The sequence below is a fragment of the Actinacidiphila epipremni genome, from assembly GCF_012034175.1.
Classification (GTDB): Bacteria; Actinomycetota; Actinomycetes; order Streptomycetales; family Streptomycetaceae; genus Actinacidiphila; species Actinacidiphila epipremni.
This window is the reverse complement of the sequence record NZ_JAATEJ010000006.1, coordinates 210,069-229,092: the sequence shown is the minus strand read 5'-3', so window position 1 is coordinate 229,092 and position 19,024 is coordinate 210,069. Positions and strand designations below refer to the sequence as shown.

General features: G+C 70.5%; 19 protein-coding genes. 8 read left to right on the top strand and 11 right to left on the bottom strand.

Features of this window, described 5'->3' with window-relative positions; genetic code table 11:
- Positions 1-118 precede the first annotated feature (118 nt).
- Entirely contained in the window at positions 119-1,126 is a 1,008-nt protein-coding gene (locus HCN08_RS36525) for a helix-turn-helix transcriptional regulator (protein ID WP_167982789.1), read from the top strand.
- A gap of 412 nt (positions 1,127-1,538) precedes the next feature.
- Complete coding sequence (locus HCN08_RS36105) at positions 1,539-1,661, top strand: hypothetical protein (RefSeq protein ID WP_265738188.1); 123 nt, start codon at positions 1,539-1,541, stop codon at positions 1,659-1,661.
- Positions 1,662-1,826: 165 nt separating this feature from the next.
- Here HCN08_RS36105 and HCN08_RS11005 read toward each other — a convergent pair whose 3' ends face one another.
- From HCN08_RS11005 to HCN08_RS10995, 3 genes are all read right to left on the bottom strand, one after another.
- Complete coding sequence (locus HCN08_RS11005; RefSeq protein WP_167982788.1) at positions 1,827-2,201, bottom strand: hypothetical protein; 375 nt, start codon at positions 2,199-2,201, stop codon at positions 1,827-1,829.
- Positions 2,202-2,470: 269 nt separating this feature from the next.
- Positions 2,471-2,962, bottom strand: a complete 492-nt coding sequence (locus tag HCN08_RS11000) for a glutathione peroxidase (protein ID WP_167982787.1) — start codon at positions 2,960-2,962, stop codon at positions 2,471-2,473.
- Positions 2,959-3,711: a pentapeptide repeat-containing protein gene (locus HCN08_RS10995; protein WP_322974373.1), complete on the bottom strand. Its 753-nt coding sequence runs from the start codon at positions 3,709-3,711 to the stop codon at positions 2,959-2,961. Before HCN08_RS10995 ends, HCN08_RS11000 begins: the two co-directional genes overlap by 4 nt.
- A 201-nt stretch (positions 3,712-3,912) precedes the next feature.
- Between HCN08_RS10995 and HCN08_RS10990 the strand changes: the two genes are divergently transcribed.
- Both HCN08_RS10990 and HCN08_RS10985 read left to right on the top strand, forming a co-directional pair.
- A complete protein-coding gene (locus tag HCN08_RS10990) occupies positions 3,913-5,301 on the top strand; it encodes an FtsW/RodA/SpoVE family cell cycle protein (protein WP_167982786.1) in 1,389 nt (462 codons plus the stop codon).
- Positions 5,298-6,767, top strand: coding sequence for a penicillin-binding transpeptidase domain-containing protein (locus tag HCN08_RS10985; RefSeq protein WP_322974372.1), 1,470 nt, complete (start codon positions 5,298-5,300; stop codon positions 6,765-6,767). The genes HCN08_RS10990 and HCN08_RS10985 overlap by 4 nt, the downstream gene beginning before the upstream one ends.
- Positions 6,768-6,791: 24 nt before the next feature.
- On the opposite strand, the gene HCN08_RS10980 is transcribed toward HCN08_RS10985, so the two are convergent.
- From HCN08_RS10980 to HCN08_RS10970, 3 genes are all read right to left on the bottom strand, one after another.
- On the bottom strand, positions 6,792-7,658 hold the full coding sequence (locus HCN08_RS10980; RefSeq protein ID WP_167982785.1) for a polysaccharide deacetylase family protein: 867 nt from the start codon (positions 7,656-7,658) through the stop codon (positions 6,792-6,794).
- A gap of 148 nt (positions 7,659-7,806) precedes the next feature.
- Positions 7,807-8,991 carry a CapA family protein gene (locus HCN08_RS10975; RefSeq protein ID WP_167982784.1) on the bottom strand — a complete coding sequence of 395 codons (1,185 nt, stop codon included), beginning with the start codon at positions 8,989-8,991 and terminating at the stop codon, positions 7,807-7,809.
- 23 nt (positions 8,992-9,014) lie between these two features.
- Positions 9,015-10,121 (bottom strand): ferritin-like domain-containing protein, encoded by a 1,107-nt coding sequence (locus tag HCN08_RS10970; protein WP_167982783.1) that lies wholly within the window; start codon positions 10,119-10,121, stop codon positions 9,015-9,017.
- A gap of 258 nt (positions 10,122-10,379) precedes the next feature.
- Between HCN08_RS10970 and HCN08_RS10965 the strand changes: the two genes are divergently transcribed.
- On the top strand, positions 10,380-11,282 hold the full coding sequence (locus HCN08_RS10965; protein ID WP_407648735.1) for an AurF N-oxygenase family protein: 903 nt from the start codon (positions 10,380-10,382) through the stop codon (positions 11,280-11,282).
- Positions 11,283-11,353: 71 nt separating this feature from the next.
- Here HCN08_RS10965 and HCN08_RS10960 read toward each other — a convergent pair whose 3' ends face one another.
- Positions 11,354-12,064, bottom strand: coding sequence for a TetR/AcrR family transcriptional regulator (locus tag HCN08_RS10960; RefSeq protein ID WP_167982871.1), 711 nt, complete (start codon positions 12,062-12,064; stop codon positions 11,354-11,356).
- A gap of 99 nt (positions 12,065-12,163) precedes the next feature.
- Positions 12,164-12,613: a hypothetical protein gene (locus tag HCN08_RS10955; RefSeq protein ID WP_167982781.1), complete on the bottom strand. Its 450-nt coding sequence runs from the start codon at positions 12,611-12,613 to the stop codon at positions 12,164-12,166.
- Positions 12,614-12,909: 296 nt separating this feature from the next.
- On the opposite strand from HCN08_RS10955, the gene HCN08_RS10950 reads away from it, so the two are divergent.
- A complete protein-coding gene (locus tag HCN08_RS10950; protein ID WP_167982780.1) occupies positions 12,910-14,262 on the top strand; it encodes an AAA family ATPase in 1,353 nt (450 codons plus the stop codon).
- A 59-nt stretch (positions 14,263-14,321) separates the two neighbouring features.
- Positions 14,322-14,882, top strand: a complete 561-nt coding sequence (locus HCN08_RS10945) for an RloB family protein (RefSeq protein ID WP_167982779.1) — start codon at positions 14,322-14,324, stop codon at positions 14,880-14,882.
- 133 nt (positions 14,883-15,015) lie between these two features.
- Here the strand turns inward: HCN08_RS10945 and HCN08_RS10940 are convergent, their stop codons facing one another.
- From HCN08_RS10940 to HCN08_RS10930, 3 genes are all read right to left on the bottom strand, one after another.
- Positions 15,016-15,606, bottom strand: a complete 591-nt coding sequence (locus HCN08_RS10940; protein WP_167982778.1) for an AAA family ATPase — start codon at positions 15,604-15,606, stop codon at positions 15,016-15,018.
- A 166-nt stretch (positions 15,607-15,772) separates the two neighbouring features.
- On the bottom strand, positions 15,773-16,096 hold the full coding sequence (locus HCN08_RS10935; RefSeq protein WP_167982777.1) for a hypothetical protein: 324 nt from the start codon (positions 16,094-16,096) through the stop codon (positions 15,773-15,775).
- A 659-nt stretch (positions 16,097-16,755) separates the two neighbouring features.
- On the bottom strand, positions 16,756-18,498 hold the full coding sequence (locus HCN08_RS10930; protein WP_206318617.1) for a hypothetical protein: 1,743 nt from the start codon (positions 18,496-18,498) through the stop codon (positions 16,756-16,758).
- On the opposite strand from HCN08_RS10930, the gene HCN08_RS36905 reads away from it, so the two are divergent.
- Complete coding sequence (locus HCN08_RS36905; protein ID WP_407648734.1) at positions 18,497-18,991, top strand: Scr1 family TA system antitoxin-like transcriptional regulator; 495 nt, start codon at positions 18,497-18,499, stop codon at positions 18,989-18,991. The two genes, HCN08_RS10930 and HCN08_RS36905, sit on opposite strands and share 2 nt — an antisense overlap.
- The last annotated feature ends 33 nt before the right edge of the window (positions 18,992-19,024 follow it).

Sequence of the window (19,024 nt, the reverse complement as noted above, 5' to 3'; positions counted from 1 at the left end):
AACCGTGATCTCACCCATGGCGCGGGGGCCATCCATTGCTAGAGTCGGTATAGGGTGCGGTTGCCACCTTGGGGGCACCTGCACGTTTCGGCGCACCCGGCGACGAAAGAGGGAATCCGTGGCCAATTCGGTGAGGGGTGGTGGGCCGAATGCGGCCGACATCGGGCTCGCCCTTTATCAGACACTGCGCACCAATGGGTCCGCCGTTCCGGCCAAGGCTGCGGCGGCGCTGGGGCTGACCGAGGCGGAGGCCGAGGTCGGCTGGCGGGAGCTGGAGGAGCTGGGGCTCATACGCCCGGGCGAGACCGCCGACGTGGTGGACGCGGTCGAACCGGACACCGCGCTCATCGAGCTGCTGGCCCGGCAGCGCGCCTCGCTGCGCCGCCAGCGCGACGAGCTGACCTCGATGGTCTCGGCCGCCGAGTCCCTGATGGAGCGCTACCGCCCGGCCGTGATGCGGGAGAACGCCGAGATCGAGGTGGAGCTGGTCACCAAGGACCACCGGCGGCGGCAGTTCCTGCGGGACTTCGACGCCACGATCACCGAGACGGCCAGCTGGATGCACCCGGGCCCGCTGCCCTCCAGCGAGGTGCTGGCCGGCTCCCTCACCGCCGACAACGAGCTGATCGCCCGTGGCATCAAAGTACGGGCAATTTATGGCCAGAGTATTAATTCAGCACCCAGGCAACGTAAATACCTGTCGGATCTGACGGCCGCGGGGGTGGAAGTGAGGCTCGCCCCGCAGGTCCCTTTCGACCTGCTGATGGCAGATACACACAGTGCACTGGTGCTGGCCAATCCCGATGAACCCTCCGGACCCGCCGTGGTAATCCGCGGACCTGCCCTGGTTCGCTCGTACGTGGCAATGTACGAGGACTGCTGGCTGCGTTCCGTGCCGTACAGCCCGAACCAGCCGATCGGTATCGAGGCCGACAGCGAGCTCACCGAGCAGCACCGCACGACGATGCGTCTGCTGGCCAACGGCCTGACGGACGAGCGGATCGCCCGGAAACTCGGGGTGTCTCTGAGGACAGTGAGTCGCCTGGTTTCCGAGATCATGCGGTATCTTGAAGCAGACAGCAGATTCCAGGCAGGAGTCCTCGCCGCAGCGCACGGTCTGATCTGACGCGATCAGACCGGCGTATTCACGCCATGGCGGATATACGCACAAGGGCCGGCTGGCAGGCGCCGGTTGCATTTGCCACCATTGGCAAAGTCATGTGTCGCCACACCACATAGTGAGCACCCAACTCTCTGCCCACCTAAGGATTATGATGTCGCGGATCCGGCGTTCGACCCATGTCTCGGCTGTTGCAGCACTGGTGCTCGTTCTGTCGTCGGCTGCCGGCACAGCCGTTGCCGCCGACACTTCTTCCGCCCCCGCGCCGGCCTCCCACGCCGGCGATGTCACGCCTGACGGCTGGTTCCCGCAGGCGGAGCCCGCGGGTTGGTTCCCTCAGTCCATTACGACGGTTTCCCCCGACGGCTGGTTCCCCCAGACCGAGCCGGCCGGGTGGTTCCCGCAGAGCGAGCCCGCCGTGACTCCCGCCGGCTGGTTCCCGCAGGCCGAGCCGGCCGGGTGGTTCCCGCAGGTCGCCCCCGCCGGCTGGTTCCCGCAGGCGCAGCCCGCCGGGTGGTTCCCGGGCGACGTCGCGGCCTGAGCCCGCCCGCCCGTACTCCCGTACAAGGCACCGCAGAAGGCAGCGCACACAGCACCGTGCGGTCCGTGATGATTCGCGGACCGCACGGTGCTCTGTGCATTTGTGGGGGGATCCTCGCGGCCGGTGGGCCAGGGTGTGGGGGTGTGCGGGGTGTGCGGACTCGGGTCAGGGTCCGACGGGTACGGCGAGAGGTGCCAGTGGCGCCAGGGCTTCGTGCGGCCTGGCGACGGCCAGGGCGCGCTGGAGGACGGTGTCGATGTCGTTCGCCGCGTCGTCGGCCGCCGGATGGACGGCCAGCCACCCGAGGTGGCGACGCAGGAAGGCCGCGAGGGCCGGCACCGTCCGCAGGGGGAGGCGGACGGTGCGGCCCTCGACCATCAGATCGGCCCAGGAGGTCAGGGTGTCTCGAATAGCCGCGCGCGCCTCGACTGCCGGCCCGTTCAGGGGGATGCCGGGCCGGTCAGTGCCGGACAGTCTGTCGCCGGGGTCCTGCGCTGCTACGAGTACGACCTCCAGCTCGCCGTATACCCGGGGAAGCAAGGCGAGCTGCCGATCCAACCGCTCCTGGCAAGGGACGCAGAGTGCAGGGTCCGTGTCGACACACAGGTGGCCGGTCCGGAACCCGTAGTCATGCACTTCCACTGTCCCTTCTCGTTGCCGGGGGCGGTGATTACAGACTTCCAGCCGCCCGGCGCCGGGACAATGTCCGCCGACCGGCCGGATCCCGCCATGGCGCGTTCGCGCATCTAGGCACCTCAGAGGGTGGGTGGCGGCGCGGCTGCCACCCCGGCCAGTGGGTTCAGCCCGGGTCAGCGGGGCAGGATCGTCTCGATCGCCCCAACCACCTCGTCCGCCTCCGGAACGACGCGCGGACGGAACCGGGCGACCGGCTCGCCCTGCCCGTCGAGCAGGAACTTCTCGAAATTCCAGCTGATATCTCCCGCTTCGCCCTCGGCGTCGGGCAGCTGGGCGAGCTCGGCGTAGAGGGGGTGCCGGTTCGCCCCGTTGACGTCGGCCTTGGCCAGCAGCGGGAAGCTGACGCCGTAGGTGGTGGAGCAGAAGGTCTGGATCTCCTCGGCGGAGCCGGGCTCCTGGCCGGCGAACTGGTTGCAGGGCACGCCGATGACGGTGAAGCCGCGGTCGGCGTACTTCTTCTGCAGCCGCTCCAGGCCCTCGTACTGCGGCGTGAGTCCGCACTTGGACGCGACGTTGACCAGCAGGACGACCTTGCCGGCGTGCGCGCCGAGGGTCGTGGGGTGGCCGTCGAGGGTCTGCAGCGGGATGTCGTGCAGGGTGCTCATCGCTTGGTGCTCCTTCTGGTGCGCGTGGCGGGGGTGCGCGCGCCGGCGATGCTCGGGCCGGCGGCAGGTGCGGCGGGCTCGGCCACGGTCAGGCCGAGGGTCTGGGCGAGCGCGGGCGCGAGGTCGAGCAGCTGGGCGGGGGTGATGACCGCGCCGCGCAGGCTGTCGTAGCCGTCGGCCAGGTCGATGGCCGCGGCGCCGCGCAGGTCGGCGCGGGCCAGGGTGGCGCGGCCGAAGCGGGCCTGCTCGATACGGGTGCCGGGGAAGGCCACCCCGTCGAGCCGGGCCTCGCCGAAGTCGACGTCGCGCAGGACGCAGTCCTCGAAGACCACGTCGTGCAGCGCGGTCGCCCGCAGGTTGACCGAGTCGAGCTTGCAGCGCACGAAGGCGACCCGGCGCAGCACCGCGTCGTACACCTCGACGCCGGCCAGCGAGCAGCCCACGACGGCGGTGTCCAGCCACTGGCTGCCGGCCAGGGTGCAGCCGGTGAGGCGGCAGCCGCCGGCCCACACGTCGTTGAGCCGGGCGCCGCGCAGGTCGGTGCCGGCCAGGACGCAGTCGGTCAGCGCGGACTCCAGGAAGCGCGCGCCGGCCGCGCGGGTGCCCTCGGGGGCCGTGAGGCCGTCGAGGTGGACGGTGTCGTAGTCGCCCTCGACCTCCAGCTCCCCGCGGTAGGGGACCAGCGCGCCGGCGTACGGCAGATCGGCGACGGACTCCGGCACGGCGCCTCGCGCGGGCTTTGCGCTCACACCCGCCACCCTACGCGCGCCCCGCGGCACCCCCGCCGCGCACCTCCCCCACCGCCCGCTCGCCGTCCGCTCACCGCCCGCTCGTGCGCGTTCCCGCCACCCCGCCGCCCGTACGCGATCCCGCCGCGCCCGTACGCCCGCCGCGACGCCTCGCGGGTGACATGACGGACATGTCGCCCCCGCCTTGCTAGGTTGCCGTCCATGAGCGCAACGTCGGCCGACGCTCCGCCGCCGCAGGCCGCGCCGGTCGCGGCGCCCGCGGCGGTGCCGGTACGGGCCCGGCGCCGCGGGGTCGAGCTGTCGCTGACCGTCGCGGCGGTGCTGGTGTCGGTGTACGGCTACGCCGAGGTGGGCCTGGCGACCGCCGGCCGGGTCCCGCCGGGCGCGGCCGGCTACGGGGCGGGCCTGGCGCTGCTGGCGGTGCTGGCGCATCTGGCGGTCAGGGCCCGGGCCCCGTACGCCGATCCGCTGCTGCTGCCGATCGCGGTGCTGCTCAACGGCGTCGGGCTGGTGCTGATCTACCGGCTCGACCTGGCGCCGGTGCTGGGCCCGCGCGCGGCGCCTGCGCAGCTGGTGTGGTCCACGCTCGGCGTCGCGCTGTTCATCGCCGTCGTCCTCGCCCTGGACGACCACCGGGTGCTGGCCCGCTACTCCTACCTCGGCGTGACCGCGGCCCTGGCGCTGATGGCCGCGCCGATCTTCTTCCCGGCGGTCAACGGCGCCAAGATCTGGATCCGGTTCGCCGGACTGTCCTTCCAGCCCGGCGAGTTCGCCAAGGTGCTGCTCGCGGTCTTCTTCGCCGCCTACCTCTCGGCGAACCGCGCGGCGCTGGCGTACACCGGCCGGAAGATCCTCGGCCTGCGGCTGCTGCAGCTGCCCACCGGCCGGGTGCTGGGCCCGGTGCTGACGATCTGGCTGCTGAGCGTGGGCCTGCTGGTGCTGGAGCGCGACCTGGGCACCTCGCTGCTGTTCTTCGGCCTGTTCGTGGTGATGCTGTACGTCGCGACCGGCCGCACCGCCTGGGTCGCGGTGGGGCTGCTGCTGAGCGCGGCCGGCGCGTTCGCCGTCGGCTCGCTGGAGCCGCATGTGCACGGCAGGGTCGAGGACTGGCTGCACCCCTTCGCGAGCGTGCGCGCCGGCCTCGGCCCCGGCCAGCTCGCGCAGTCCCTCTACGCCTTCGGCGACGGCGCCGTCCTGGGCACCGGGCTCGGCCAGGGCCACTCGGAGCTGATCGGCTTCGCCGCGAAGTCCGACTTCATCCTCGCCACCGCCGGCGAGGAGCTGGGCCTGGCGGGGCTGTGCGCGCTGCTGGCGCTCTACGCCCTGCTGGTGGCGCGCGGCCTGCGCGCCGGGCTCGCGCTGCGCGACCCGTTCGGGCGGCTGCTCGCGGTGGGCCTGGCGACGATCGTGGCGCTCCAGGTCTTCGTCATCACCGGCGGCGTCACCGACCTCATCCCGCTGACCGGCATGGCGATGCCCTTCCTCGCGCAGGGCGGCTCGTCGGTCGTGACCAACTGGATCATCGTGGCGCTGCTGATCCGGGTCAGCGACAGCGCCCGCCGCCCGCCGCCCCCGGAGGACCCGCCGTGACCCGCTGCATCCGCCGCTGCGCCGCGCTGACCGCCCTGCTGCTGGTGGCGCTGCTGGTCAACGCGGTCCGGGTGATGGTCGTGGAGTCCGGCACGTACGCGAAGGACCCGGCCAACCGGCGGATCGCCATCGCCCGCTACGACCGCCCGCGCGGCGGCATCCTGGTCGGCGCCCGCCCGGTCACCGGCTCGCGCGACACCGGCGGCCAGTTGGCGTACACCCGTACGTACCGCGACGGGCCGCTGTACGCGCCGGTCACCGGTTTCGCCTCGCAGACGTACGGCACCTCGCTGCTGGAGGGCACCGAGGACGGGCTGCTGGCCGGGACCAGCCCGCAACTGGCGTCGGTGCCGCTGTGGTCGGAGATCACCCGCGACCGGCAGCGGCCCGGCGACGTCCACACCACCATCGACGCCGCCGCGCAGCAGGCCGCCTACGCGGGGCTCGCGGGCCGGCGCGGGGCGGTCGCGGCACTGGATCCGGCGACCGGGCGGATCCTGGCGCTGGTGTCGTCGCCGTCGTACGACCCCGGGCTGCTGGCCGGCACCGGGCCCGAGGTGGCCGAGCAGTGGCGCAGGCTCAACGACGACCCGGCGCAGCCCATGCTGGACCGGGCGATCCGCCAGACGTACCCGCCGGGCTCGACCTTCAAGGTGGTCACCGCCGCGGCGGCGCTGGAGTCCGGCGCGGTGACCGACCTCGGGGCGCCGACCCGCTCGCCCGACCCGTACCGGCTGCCGGGCACGACGTGGTCGCTGACCAACGAGGGCCGCGGCTGCGCGGACGCGAGCGTGCTGGACGCCTTCCGGGTGTCGTGCAACACCGTCTTCGCCAAGCTCGGCGCGGACGTCGGGCTGGCGGCGATGGTGCGGCAGGCGGAGGCGTTCGGCTTCAACGACACGCGGCTGCGCATCCCGCCGGGCGTGGCCAAGAGCAACTTCGACCGCACGATGAGCCCGGACCAGGTGGCGCTGTCCTCGATCGGGCAGTTCGACACGACGGCGACGCCGCTGCAGATGGCGATGGTGGCCGCCGCGGTCGGCAACGGCGGCGAGCTGATGCGGCCGTACCTGGTGGACCGGGTCACCAACCACGGCGGCGCGGTCGTGCAGCACACCCGGCCGCAGCCGCTGCACCGGGCGGTGTCGCAGGGCACGGCGGCGCGGCTGCGGCAGCTGATGGAGGCGGTGGTCAGCGACGGCACGGGCACCAACGCGGCGATCCCGGGCGCCGTGGTGGGCGGCAAGACCGGTACCGCGCAGCACGGCGTGGGCAACAAGGGCACGCCGTACGCGTGGTTCATCAGCTACGCCCGGCCGCTGGGGTCCAGCCGGGCGTCGGTCGCGGTCGCGGTGGTGGTCGAGGACGCGGAGGCGGCCCGGGCGGACATCTCCGGCGGCGGCAGCGCGGCGCCGATCGCCCGGGCGGTGATGCAGGCGGTGCTGGCCGCGCCGCCGCGGCCGTAGCGGGCCGGGCCCCCGCAGGCCGGCTCAGTCGACCTTGGGGAAGCTCGTGGCGTAGTGCTGCTGGGCGAGCCAGGTCAGCGTCTGGTCCAGCGCTTCGACGGTCTGCGAGCGGTTGCCGCCGCCGTCGTGGAAGAGGATGGTCGGCCCGTTGTGGATCTCGGCCTTGACGGTGCCGACGATGGCGCCGACGCCGGGCCGGGAGAAGTCCTTGGTGTCGACGTTCCAGCCCAGCGGGCGCATGCCGTGCTGCGCGGCCAGCTCCCGGCTCGCGGGCGTGAAGGCGCCGCCGGGCGCCCGGTAGTAGCGCACGGGCGCGCCGCCGGACGCCTGCTCGATCATGGCGTACGCGTCCAGGATCTCCTTCTGCTGGTACGCGAACGGCTTGTGGTCCATCGCCTCGTCGTGGTGGACGGTGTGGTCGCACAGCCGGTGCCCCTCGGCGACCACCCGGCGCACCAGGGCCGGGTTGGCCTGGGCCTGCGGGCCGATCATGCAGAAGGTGGCGTGCACGTGGTGCTTCTTGAGCACGTCGAGGACCTTGGGCGTCCATATCGGGTCGGGGCCGTCGTCGATGGTGATGTTGACGGCCTTGCCGCCGGACTCGGTGGCGTGCTGGATGGAGGCGGGCACCGGCGGGACGGCGGGGGTCGCGGAGGTCGGCGTGACCGTGGGCGCGGCGGAGGGGCTGTGCGGGGTGGCGCTGCCGGTCTGCCCGAGGTTCTTGCCCGAGGCCGCCGCGGCGGTGCCGTCACCGCCGCCGCCGGGCGCGACGAGCGCGGAGACCAGCGCGGCGACCACCACGACAGCGACCGCGATGCCGATCGCCGCGGCGCGCGGCGCCGCCTTGAGCCGGGCCGAGAAGCGCCCGCCGGATATCCGCCAACCCGTCATGATCTGTGACCGCCCGCCCAGTTCGCTGCCGACCCTTGCCCGCGGACCCACCGTCCGTACAGGCTCTGCGCACGGATAGATGCGGGGGTCCACGGTACGGTTCCGCCGGCGGGGCGCGGCCGGGGGGTCGTTACACGTTCAGGACATATCAGCGCGGAGCGGTCGCCAGGCCCGTGCAGGTGCGCAACTGCCCGTACCGGTCGGCGATCTGCTGCCCGGCGGCGCCGGTCTGCGGCTGCGGTACGCCGTTGCCGTCGACCAGGGCGGGGGTGAAGACCGCCTTGGTGACCTTGCCGCCGGTGACGGTGAGGGTGGTCACGCCGGTCTGGTCGGAGTGCGGGTAGGGCGAGGAGCCGTACCAGAGGAAGTTGCCGAAGCCGTAGGCGACGTATGTGGGGCCGAGCATGCCGGAGCCGAGCATGACGTGGGCGTGGGTGCCGACGACGGCGGTGGCGCCGGCCTGCGAGAGGTCCGCGGCGATGGATTTCTGCTCGGGGCCGGGGCAGCTGCGGCCCTCGGTGCCCCAGTGCAGGTAGACCACGACGACATCGGCCTCCCGCTTGGCGGCGCGCACGGCTTTCAGCAGCTCGGCGCGGTCCAGCGCGGAGGCGATGCCGGGCTTGCCGGGGCCGGCGCGGAAGACCTGGTTGGTGTAGTCCTGCACCTGGCTGGCGGCGACGACGGCGAGGCGTACGCCGTTGATCGTGGTGACGTACGGGCGGTAGGCGGCGGTGTCGTCGGGGCCGATGCCGACGACGGGTATCGGGGAGGTGCGCTGGGCGGCGAGGCTGTCGGTCAGCCCCTGCGGGCCGTAGTCGACGGCGTGGTTGTTGGCCATGGTGACGGCGTCGATCCCGGAGCGCTGGAGGGCGCCGAGGGCGTCGGGGGTGGTGCGGAAGTGGTACTTCTTCGGCTGCGGGGTGCCGCGGGTGGTGATCGCGGTCTCCAGGTTGACCATCGCGAAGTCGGCGGCGGTGAGCTGCTGCGCCAGGGGGCCGAGGGCGGGGTCGGTGCGCAGGCGGTTCGCGGTGCGGTCGGTGAAGTGGACGTCGCCGGCGAAGGCGAGGGTGAGGGTGCCGGGCGGCTCTTTCGGGGCCGCGGTGCCGGCCGGGGTGCCGGTCCCGGCGGTGGCGGAAGGTTTCTGCGCCGGGGTCGTGGCGGAGTGCGGCCCGGACGCCGCGGCCGGGCTGCCCCCGCGCCCGTAGCCGGCCCACGCGGTGACCGCGGCGGCGAGCACCAGCACGGAAAGGCCCACGGCCGCGTTCCTGCGGCGCCGGCGGCGCGCCCTGGCCCGGCGGGCGGCACGCCGCGATATGGGCCCCTCGTTCGTCATCGGACAAGCGTACGATCCAGCTGCTACGTATCCGCCCCCTGGGTGATGGTTTCGGTGACTTCGGCCACCCGTGCCTGTTCCTCGGCCGCGAAGCGCTCGGCGTCCAGCCGCTCGGCGACCTCCTCGTCCTGCGTCATGAGCAGGTCCAGGTTGGAGTCGCCGAGCTCGAAGACGCCGAGGTCCACGTACGCCTTCTGCAGCCGCGGCCCCCACAGGCCGATGTCCTTCACGCACGGCACGATGCGGGAGAACAGCAGCTTGCGGAACAGGTGCAGGAACGGCGACCGCTCGGTGATCTTGGCGGCCTCGGCCGCCGGCACGCCGAAGTTCTCCAGCACCTCAAGGCCGCGCAGCCGGTCGCGCATCAGGTAGCAGCCCTCGATCACGAACTCCTCGCGCTCGCGCAGTTCGGCGTCGCTGAGCTGCCGGTAGTAGTCGCGCAGCGCCATCCGCCCGAAGGCGACATGCCGGGCCTCGTCCTGCATGACGTAGGCCAGGATCTGCCGGGGCAGCGGCTTGTCGGTGGTGTCGCGGATCATCCCGAAGGCGGCGAGCGCCAGGCCCTCGATGAGCACCTGCATGCCGAGGTAGGGCATGTCCCAGCGCGCGTCGCGCAGGGTGTCGCCGAGCAGCGCCTGGAGGTTGTCGTCGACCGGGTAGAGCATGCCGATCTTGTCGTGCAGGAAGCGGCCGTAGATCTCGGCGTGCCGGGCCTCGTCCATGGTCTGCGTCGCGGAGTAGAACTTCGCGTCCAGGTCGGGCGCGGACTCCACGATGCGGGCGGCGCACACCATGGCGCCCTGCTCGCCGTGCAGGAACTGGCTGAACTGCCAGGCGGTGTAGTGCTGCCGCAAGCGCCCCCGGTCCGCGGCGGACATCGCGTCCCAGTAGCGGGTGCCGTACAGGGCCATCGCCTCGTCCGGGGTGCCGAGCGGGTCGTACGGATCGACCTCCAGGTCCCAGTCGATCCGCCGTACGGCGTCCCACTGCTTGTCCTTGCCCTTCTGGTACAGCGCCAGCAGCCGGTCGCGGCCGTCGTCGTACTCCCACGTGAAGCGGGCCGCGCCCTGCGCGGGCACCTCCCACGTCCACTCGGCGGGCGGTGTGGTGTAGCGGCCTTCGGTGGACATACGCGGCTCCCCTTTTTCCCGCTCACTCGCCTCCGGGCGCTTCTATCCGGTGTCGACGGTCGACCATGCTCGGTTCCTCGTTCCTCGTTCCTCGGAACCTCCGCGTGCTCTCCCTTTCGACACCGGCGCGCCCTTTGGCTCGTTCGCTGCCATGGCCTGCCCAATCGTTCGCGCACAGGGGCTTGACGGCCTTGTTGACACAGAGTCTCATAAGAGGCGTACCGCTGGTAACCCTCGTGCACCGGAGGCATGTTCGCCATGGACGCCACACTGACCGACCGCGAGAAGACCGCGGAACGCCTGCTCGCGGCGTCCGCGAAGCACTCCTTCGACCCCGACAAGGAGCTCGACTGGGACGCCCCCTTCGAGGAGGGCCGCTGGTTCTGGCCGCCCGAGCTGCTCTCGCTCTACGACACGCCGCTGTGGCGGCGGATGGGCGACGAGCAGCGGATGGAGCTGAGCCGCCACGAGGCCGCGTCGCTGTGCGCGATCGGGGTGTGGTTCGAGACCATCCTCATGCAGCTGCTGCTGCGCCACACCTACGACCTCGACCCGACCAGCGGGCATGTCCGCTACGCGCTCACCGAGATAGCCGACGAGTGCCGGCACTCCAAGATGTTCGCCCGCGCGGTGACGAAGATGGGCACGCCGGCGTACCGGCCGAGCCGGCTGGACCGGCAGCTCGGGCGGATCCTCAAGACCGTCTCCACGACGCCGGGTTCCTTCACGGGGACGCTGCTGGCCGAGGAGATCCTGGACTGGATGCAGCGGCTGACCTTCCCGGACGAGCGGGTGCAGACGCTGACCCGCGGCATCACCCGTATCCACGTGGTGGAGGAGGCCCGGCACATCCGCTATGCCCGCGAGGAGCTGCGCCGCCAGATGGCGACGGCGCCGCGCTGGGAGATCGAGTTCACCCGGCTGACGTCCGCGCAGGCCGCGCGGGTGATCTCGCGCTCGCTGATCAGCCCGCGGGTCTACGCCGAGGTCGGCCTCGACCCGAAGGAGGCGGTCGCGGCGGCACTGGCGAGCCCGCACCGGCAGGACGTGATGCGGCAGTCGGCGAAGCGGCTGACGGACTTCTTCGACGAGATCGGGCTCATCCGCGGGCCGAGCCGCCGGGTGTGGCGGGCGTCGGGTCTCATGCCGCTGCCGGCGTGAGGAGGCCCTGGCGGCGCCGGACGCGGCGGCGCTGAGTGCGGGACGGCCGGCGGCCGGCGGCTGGCGGAACGTTACGGCTTGGTCGCCGTCGGGTCGAGCAGGTGCGCGGTGGCCGGGGCGAGGGCGGCCAGGCGGGCCAGCAGCGCGCCGGCCGGGCTGTCCGCGGTCTCCTGCGGCAGCGCGCGGGCGGCGGCCTCGGCGGCCTCCGGGTCGGTGGTCGCGGTGACCAGCAGCAGCCCGGTGAAGTGGTCCACGAGCCAGTCCCGCAGCTCCCCGCGCGGCGGCTCGCGGCCCTCGTCGATCCAGATGAGGGAGACCGCCTCGACGCAGGCGATCCACGACCGCACCATCATCGCCAGCCGCGGCCCCGGCGCGCTGACCCCCAGATGCGCGAGCACCTGCTCCGCCGCCCGCCGCCGCACCCCGTCCACGATCGCGTCCGTCCGGCTCGTCTCGGCGACACTGCCGCCGCCCAGCAGCGCCCCGTACGCCGGCGCGTGCTCCTCGACGTACGCGAGGTAGCGGTCCAGCGCCGAGGCCAGCCGCCCGGTGGGCGGCCCCTCCGCGGGCACCGCGAACCGCCCGATCAGCTCCTCGGCGGCCCCCAGCACGGCGGCCTCGTACAACTGCTGCTTCCCGCCGGGGAAATACCGGTACACCAGCGGCCTGGACACCCCCGCGGCGGCGGCCACGTCATCGATCGACACATCCTCCGGCCGCCGATGCCCGAACAGGTCGACCGCCGCCCCGAGCAACTGCGCCCGCCGCGCCTCGACACCCATCCTCCGGTAGCCCACGGCCCCACCTTATGACCTCCGGTCCGGATACATGTTCGGCCGCGGACCCGTATCCGGGTGCGCAGGTGCGGGCCTCTCGAAACGTCAGCCGAGCGTGACGGACGGCGACCACAGCAGGGAGTACTGGGGACCCTTCGCCAGACCCTGCACAGAATGTCCGGCGGCACCGGCCTTTGTCGGCGTGAAGCACGCCTTGTCCGTGCCCGCCGCAATGACGCCTGCACAGTACGCGTCATACTGAGCTTGTCCGGACAAAATACTGATGGTGTCGATGTGGTAGTTGCCCGCCTGGGAAGCCCTGACCACGGTGACCGCCTGGTAGTTGGTGCCGCTGACGACAATGCACTCCTGCGCAAGCAAGCCGGGCTCTTCGTCGATACCGGCCGTTCCGGAACAGTGCCAGTTTGACCCGATTCCGTAGAAATTATCCCAACTACCGAAGTCGGCCTGGGCGGTTCCGGCCGCACCGAGTACGGCACTCCCCGCGAGCACGAGACCAGCGCCGACCGCACTCCAGATCCTGCGAAAGTTCATGATTTCCCTTCCGTCCGCCCGCAAACGCCACGGAGTGGCGTCCGAGCCACGAACCCATCTTGCGCACAGCGGGGGTGAATTGCACGCGCGGACCAGGGCCATCGACATCGACGACGTGGCCGCGGCACCGCCCCTGTCGATCTCGGAGCCACGAGGACTGCGCCCGGGGCGCGTGGCACGAGAGCGGGGGCCAGCCGGGGGTGCGGCCTCGGCGAAAGATCAGGCCACGTCCTCCAGATGGGTTACCACCTGGCATCATGCTTGATATAGCGCAGGTTTCCTGCAAATATTGCCGTGTGGACAAGGTCGATGAGTCACTGAACGCTTCGGTCCTTCTGTCATTCCAGGCAGAGAACGTCCGGTCCTTCCGTGGTGACTGGGAGTTGTCCCTGCTTGCCACAAGCCTGGCCGAGAAGCCAGTGGTGCGAAGGGTGGTCTGGCGATCGGGCGGCCGGACCATCGGTGTCCTGCCGGTCGCGTGCATCTACGGTGCCAACGCCTCCGGCAAGTCGAACATACTCAGGGCCATGGCCGACATGCGGGAACTCGTCTTGCAGTCCTTCCGCCTGGGCTCCCCCGGCGGAGGAGTCCCTCGGCGGCCGTTCCTCTTGGACCCAGAGGCAAGGCGGACACCATCCCGGTTCGAGGTCGACCTGGTGGTGGACGGCGTCCGTCACGGCTACGGCTTCGTAGTGGACGACCAGCGGGTCGTGAGCGAGTGGGCTACTCGATACCCACACGGCCGCGCCGCGCTTCTATTCAATCGCACCGGCGACGAGGTGGAACTGGGAGCCGGTAACCGGGCCCGCGGGCAAGCGGTTAAGGCGCTGCTGCGCCCGAATGCCCTGTTTTTGTCCACAGCTGCGTCGGCGGCCCACCCGGACCTCCTGCCGCTTTACACATGGTTCGAGCGGAACTTGCTACTCGCAGATGCACGCACCAGGACTTTCCGACAGGCGGTGACTCGGCAGCTGCTCGACGATGAGGCACGCCGTTCACAAGTCCTGGCCCTCCTACAGGCAGCAGACCTGGGAATCATCGGAGCCAACCGGCATGAGATGGATCCGGTGATGCAGGAGCGAATGCAGCGCGCCGTCCGTATCCTGTCCGGTCGCGAGGACGATGACAGCAGCCCAGCCGACATTCTGGACTTCGAAACCCTCGACTCGAACCTGGTCCACCGAGGCGCCGTCGACGACATCGAAATGACCGCAGACGACGAGTCGCTGGGCACCCTTGTATGGTTTGGCCTCATCGGTCCAGTGCTTCAGGCCCTTGCCCAGGGAACGGTGCTCCTGGCTGATGAGCTTGACGCGAGCCTGCATCCAGCGCTGGTCTCCCAGCTGGTCCAACTCTTCCAGGACCCGGAGACCAACCCGCGTCACGCCCAACTCATCTTCAATTCCCACGACGTGACCTTGATGGGGGACTCCGTCACCGAGCGTCTGATCGGGCGTGACCAGGTGTGGTTCACGGAGAAGTACAGTGACGGCAACACGCACCTGTTCGCCCTTGCTGACCTTGATCCGCGCAAGGAGGAGGCAATCGCCCGACGCTACCTAGCAGGGCGCTACGGAGCGATTCCGATCCTGTCCTCGGAGGACTTCGCCGCCGCAACCGCGCCCGCAACCTCTGGCAGGCCCACGTGAGCCGTGGCAAATCCGGCCCTCCACGTAGAACCCCGTCGGTTTCCGCCCAACGCCTGAGCTTGCTTGTCATCGCGGAGGGCCAGGCTACCGAAAAGCAGTACCTGACCGACTGGCACCGCCGGTACCGGCACCGCGTGAATGTCGAGTTCTCTCCCGTTCACGGCACGCCGTTCCACCTCGTGGAGGAAGCCGTCCGGGTCAAGCAGCAAGAGGCCCGGGAGGAGAAGAGAGGGCGCGGACGAGCCCACGACCAGATCTGGTGCGTTTTCGACCGCGATGAACACCCCCTCCTGCCGGAGGCTTTCAAGCTTGCGCAGGACCACGGCGTGCGAACGGCGTTCTCCAACCCATGCTTGGAGCTGTGGTTCCTGTGGCACTTTCAGGACCAGACCGGACACATAGAACGTCACGATGCACAGCGTGCCGCCCGCGGCCATCTGGGCTGCGATAAAAATCTCACCGCGGCGGCGCTAAAAGCCCTCGCCCTCCCCGAACGGTTCGCCGTGGCCAAGAAGCGTGCGCTCGCACTCGAAGCCAAGCATCTGGGCGATGATTCACCCGCAGCGAGCAACCCCAGCAGCGATGTGTGGCAGCTCATTGACGAGATCCAGGGAAATTGACCCCGCCCTGCGGCCGGCGTGCTTTCGCGGTACAGAACCGGGGTGCCTTCTGCGACCCGCCGTGTGATCAGTCGCCTACTGGACGACGCGATACGCGCGAAGCGGCGTCGGCCCGGTGTTCACGGCGAGGACGTTACGTGATCGAGTCGGCCGGGTTGAGGAGATAGGCGCCGCGCTCCACGCCTTGGAGGACGGTGGCGGCGGTCGCCTCGGAGGTCAGGGCGGTGGAGTCCAGGGCGTGGGGCTCATAGCTGCCGAGGTCGGTGAACTGCTGGTGCAGGGAGCGGATCGGCTCGGGGTCGGTGAGGGCGTCGTCGCCGGTACGGGTGGTCGCCCGGTCCAGGATGGTGCGCTCGTCCGGGCGGAGGATGACGTAGCTCAGTGGCAGGGCCTGCTCGTGGGCCGTCGTGCGGAAGAGGTCGATGAACCAGGGGCCGACGATGCCGTCGCAGATCACCTGGTAGCCGCCCGCCGCGTAACCGAACGCTGCGGAGACCAGCACCTGGAGCACGACCTCGTTCTGCCGGTGCGCCTCGGGCAGGTAGGGCGCGACCCGGCCCCGCTTGATGTACTGCCAAAAGTCATCGCTGTGCAGGTGCACGCTGGGTTCGAGCCGATCCGCCAACAGCCGCGCGACGGTGCTCTTTCCGGCCCCGGGCGGCCCGGTCAGGACGATCACCTGCCCGCGCCGAGCGGACAACAGGGGCTGGGGCGACTCGTTCATCCCGCCACCGTCCCACGCCCGGCCGGCCCGGCGCTGCCGAATTTCCCGCCCGCGCGCCCAACTGCCGCCGGGTGGGCGCACGGCGGACCCGGTGAATTCGGCGGGTTGCCGAGCGGGCCGGCGGGGAGGAACCCCGCCGGCCCATCGGTGTAACGGGAAACCACCGTCAGCAGTGGTTGACCGTGCCGGACACCAGGACCAGATAGTCCGCGGCGTATATCCACCGGCCGGTGCCGACGTTCACCCAGTAGTTGCCGTAGTAGTTGTAGGTGTAGCACCAGGCGTTGAGCTTCACGAGGCCCTTGATGCTGGCGCTGTCCGTGCACTCCCCCGCGGGTTCCAGGTGCGCGAGCGCACCCGTGCGCACCGTTTCCACCACCCCGTTGGACTTGTCCGACACCGCGACGTGCGAGCACGGCGAGGACGCGGACGCGCTCGTGGCCCCGACGCCGACGGTCAGCGCGGCGGTCGCCACCAGGGCTGCGGTCAATGCGGTGACGGTTCGTGTACGAGTCTTCATTTCCCCCCTCTGGTTGATCTGTCCGGCGTTACGCAATCACGGGGCGTCGATTATCCGACAGGCGGTTTCCAGCCAAAGGCCGGGCCCCAGCAGTGGAATTCATAATTCCAGGGAAAGCGGACGACCCGGAAGGGGAAATTCCTTGAGAACCGGACACCGGTATTCCCGTTCCGACGGAACACCGGAATGCCTTTCCCGCAGCACGGCACCGCCTCACACCGACCCACGCCCCCACGACACCCTCGACCCGCCTGGTGCGGGAAACGGACCGACCTGGTCAGTTCCGGTTTGCCGCCGCGGGCTTCACCTCGCCCGCCCCGCGCGGAAGCGGGACCACGCCGCGAACCTTTCGGCGTTCGCCTTCTGCGTGGGGACGGCGTTCGCTGTCGCGTGGTCCACAAGCTCGTCCAACCGGGCACTGGGGCCGTCCTCGGCGATCAGCAGAGCCTCGGCCGTGCTCGACGAGAACGATTGCACCGTCACGACCGCCAGTTGCCCTCCCGGTTCACCGATCGCCAGGGCGCCCCGAGCCCTTGAATCCCCCGGCGCGCGCCGCGGGTCCGACGATGTCCCTGAGCGCGGCCTTGAAAGACACCTGCGCTGTCACACGGTCACCTCGCCCCCGAGTCCTACTCCGCCACACCGGTCAGCGCCTCGGGTCCGGGCCGGTCCAGGGGGTCGGGACCGGTGCTGGAGTCCCTCGTGCCCGCGTCCAGCGAGGCGTGCAGCGGCTGTTGGAGCCGGATCCGTTCCTCGTCAGGAAGGTTCATCGACTCGGCCAGCACGGCGGCGAGCGCCGCGACCTCCGCGCTGTCGACATCGGGGTCGAAGAGCCACCGGATGTTCTCCTCGGACGTGATGAGGTCGATCACCGCGCGTCCGCTCGCGTCCCGTGCGGCCGGAGCTCGTACGTAGCGCACGCGGTCGAGGGGTATCTCCTGACCGATCTCGCCCTGCCCGAGGAACGCGTTCGACTTGGCGGTGATGATGCGGCGATCCGTGACCGCCACCAAATTCCTCGCCGCCGCCTTGTCGATCGCCGGCGCCACCTTCTCCTTTGCGCCGTCGAGGATCGCACCGATCCGGTCGGGGGCGTCGAGGCCAAGAGCCCGAAGGATCTCACCCTCCTCCATAAACCACTGCAGGATGCGCAGATAACGCTTGGGACTCCATGACTTGGGCGCACAGAGGACGCCGGGCGCCGCCAACTCGGCGGCCGGCGGATGAAGGGCGTCGGCAAGGGGCCGGATCGCCTCCAGCAGGAGGGCGCCGGCGGAACGGGCCTTCTTCGCGTCCTTCCACTTCCCCAGCAGGGGCAGTGCGGCGGGGCCCGGGAGTTCAGCGATGATGCGCAACTCCCGTGCCAGCGAGTCAACAAGGCGCGTGGTCTCAGCGAGCGCGGAGTTGAACTCCTCGGCGGTCTCGCGCTCGATGATCTCGACGAGCCGCGCCTCGTCGCCCTCCTCGCTTCCAACGAGTCTCGCACGCGCGGCATGGAGCGTCTGGTATCCGGTCCACGCTTTGAGCGAGGCCAACAGGGCGTAGGCGTCGAAGACGATCGTCTTGGCGTTGATCTCCAGGTATTGACGGCGGCCTTGAGCGTCGAGCTGACCGAGATGCCGGATGTGCTCGCCGACGTGCAGCCGGTACGTTTCACGCTGCTTACGCAGGGCGTCCTCTTTGGACGCGACCTTCTCCCACTCGGTCGTCGTGACCGATTGAAGTTCCCGCGCGCGGCTGAGTGCGCGATCGACGGTGTCGACAAGTCCCGTCACCTCGGCCCACTGCTCTTGGCGCACGGCCGTGAGGACTTCGCTTGTCAGCGCGATGTTGGTCCGGACAAGGCCCGTGACCTGGGTCAGCATCGCCTGGAGGGCGATCATGGCGAGTGCCGGGCCGATTCCGGCCGCGGAATCCGCAGCGTTCGCTCGAGTCACGCGATGCCAGCGAACCTGGTGGACTATGCGGCCGTCCATGAAGACCGCTCCGAGATTTGCCCCGTCCTTGACGGCAAGCGTTCCGCCGGCGTTCAGCAGCGCCTGCGCCGTGTGCCCGATCTGGTAGACGCCCTCCACGTTGGCGAAGGCGTTCGCGAGGTTGCCGCCCAGGGTCGCCGCGTTACCGATCGAGGCGAGGGCAGCCGAAAGACGAGTACGGTCACCGGGCGCCAAAAGGCCCATGTCCAGCGGGTCGAGCTTGAGTTCCGCCGCTAGTTCCGCCGGGACCGCACCAAGGGCGACGGCAATTCCCGGTCGCACCTCCACCAGGTCCGTCGACGCCTCCGGAGAGTCCTCGGCACGTGAGTCGGCGGTATCGCTCCCGCCTTCCTCCTCGGGCTCGGGGGTCTTCGTCGAGTCCGAAGAGTCCTGCATGCGATCTCCTCCCGATGGGCTTCCAACGGCCCTGTGCAAATACGGGCTTTACTGCCGAAGAGTACGGCAGGCGGCTACACGGCGAGCGGGTCTTCGCCAGGCCCGGCCTCTCGTACGAGCAGAGGCCGCGCCCGCCTTCCGCGTCGAGGATTGTGGGGCGGCGGCGAGCCGGACGCCGGACCACGCATGCACGTTGATCCGCGAGGACAACCCCGGCGGCGCGGACGAGGAGATCAAGCGGCGGGTGCATGTGCGGATTGCCCGGCAAGCGCTGCTGACCCGGCGACCACGCCGCTTAGCATGGAGGTGGCCCTCAACGAAGCCGTCCTGCATCGCCTCGGTCGGTGGCCGGGAGACCATGGCTGCACAGCTTGATCACCTGGTCCGACGTAGCGGCTCTGCCGCATGTTCTTGCACCACGGCCCGGCCGTCGGGGTCGTTCACGGTGCTCCGTTTCCTCTCAACAGTGAGGCGGTTTGGGGCCGTTGCCTGAACCGCGAGGGAACAAAGCGCCTCCTTCAGCAAG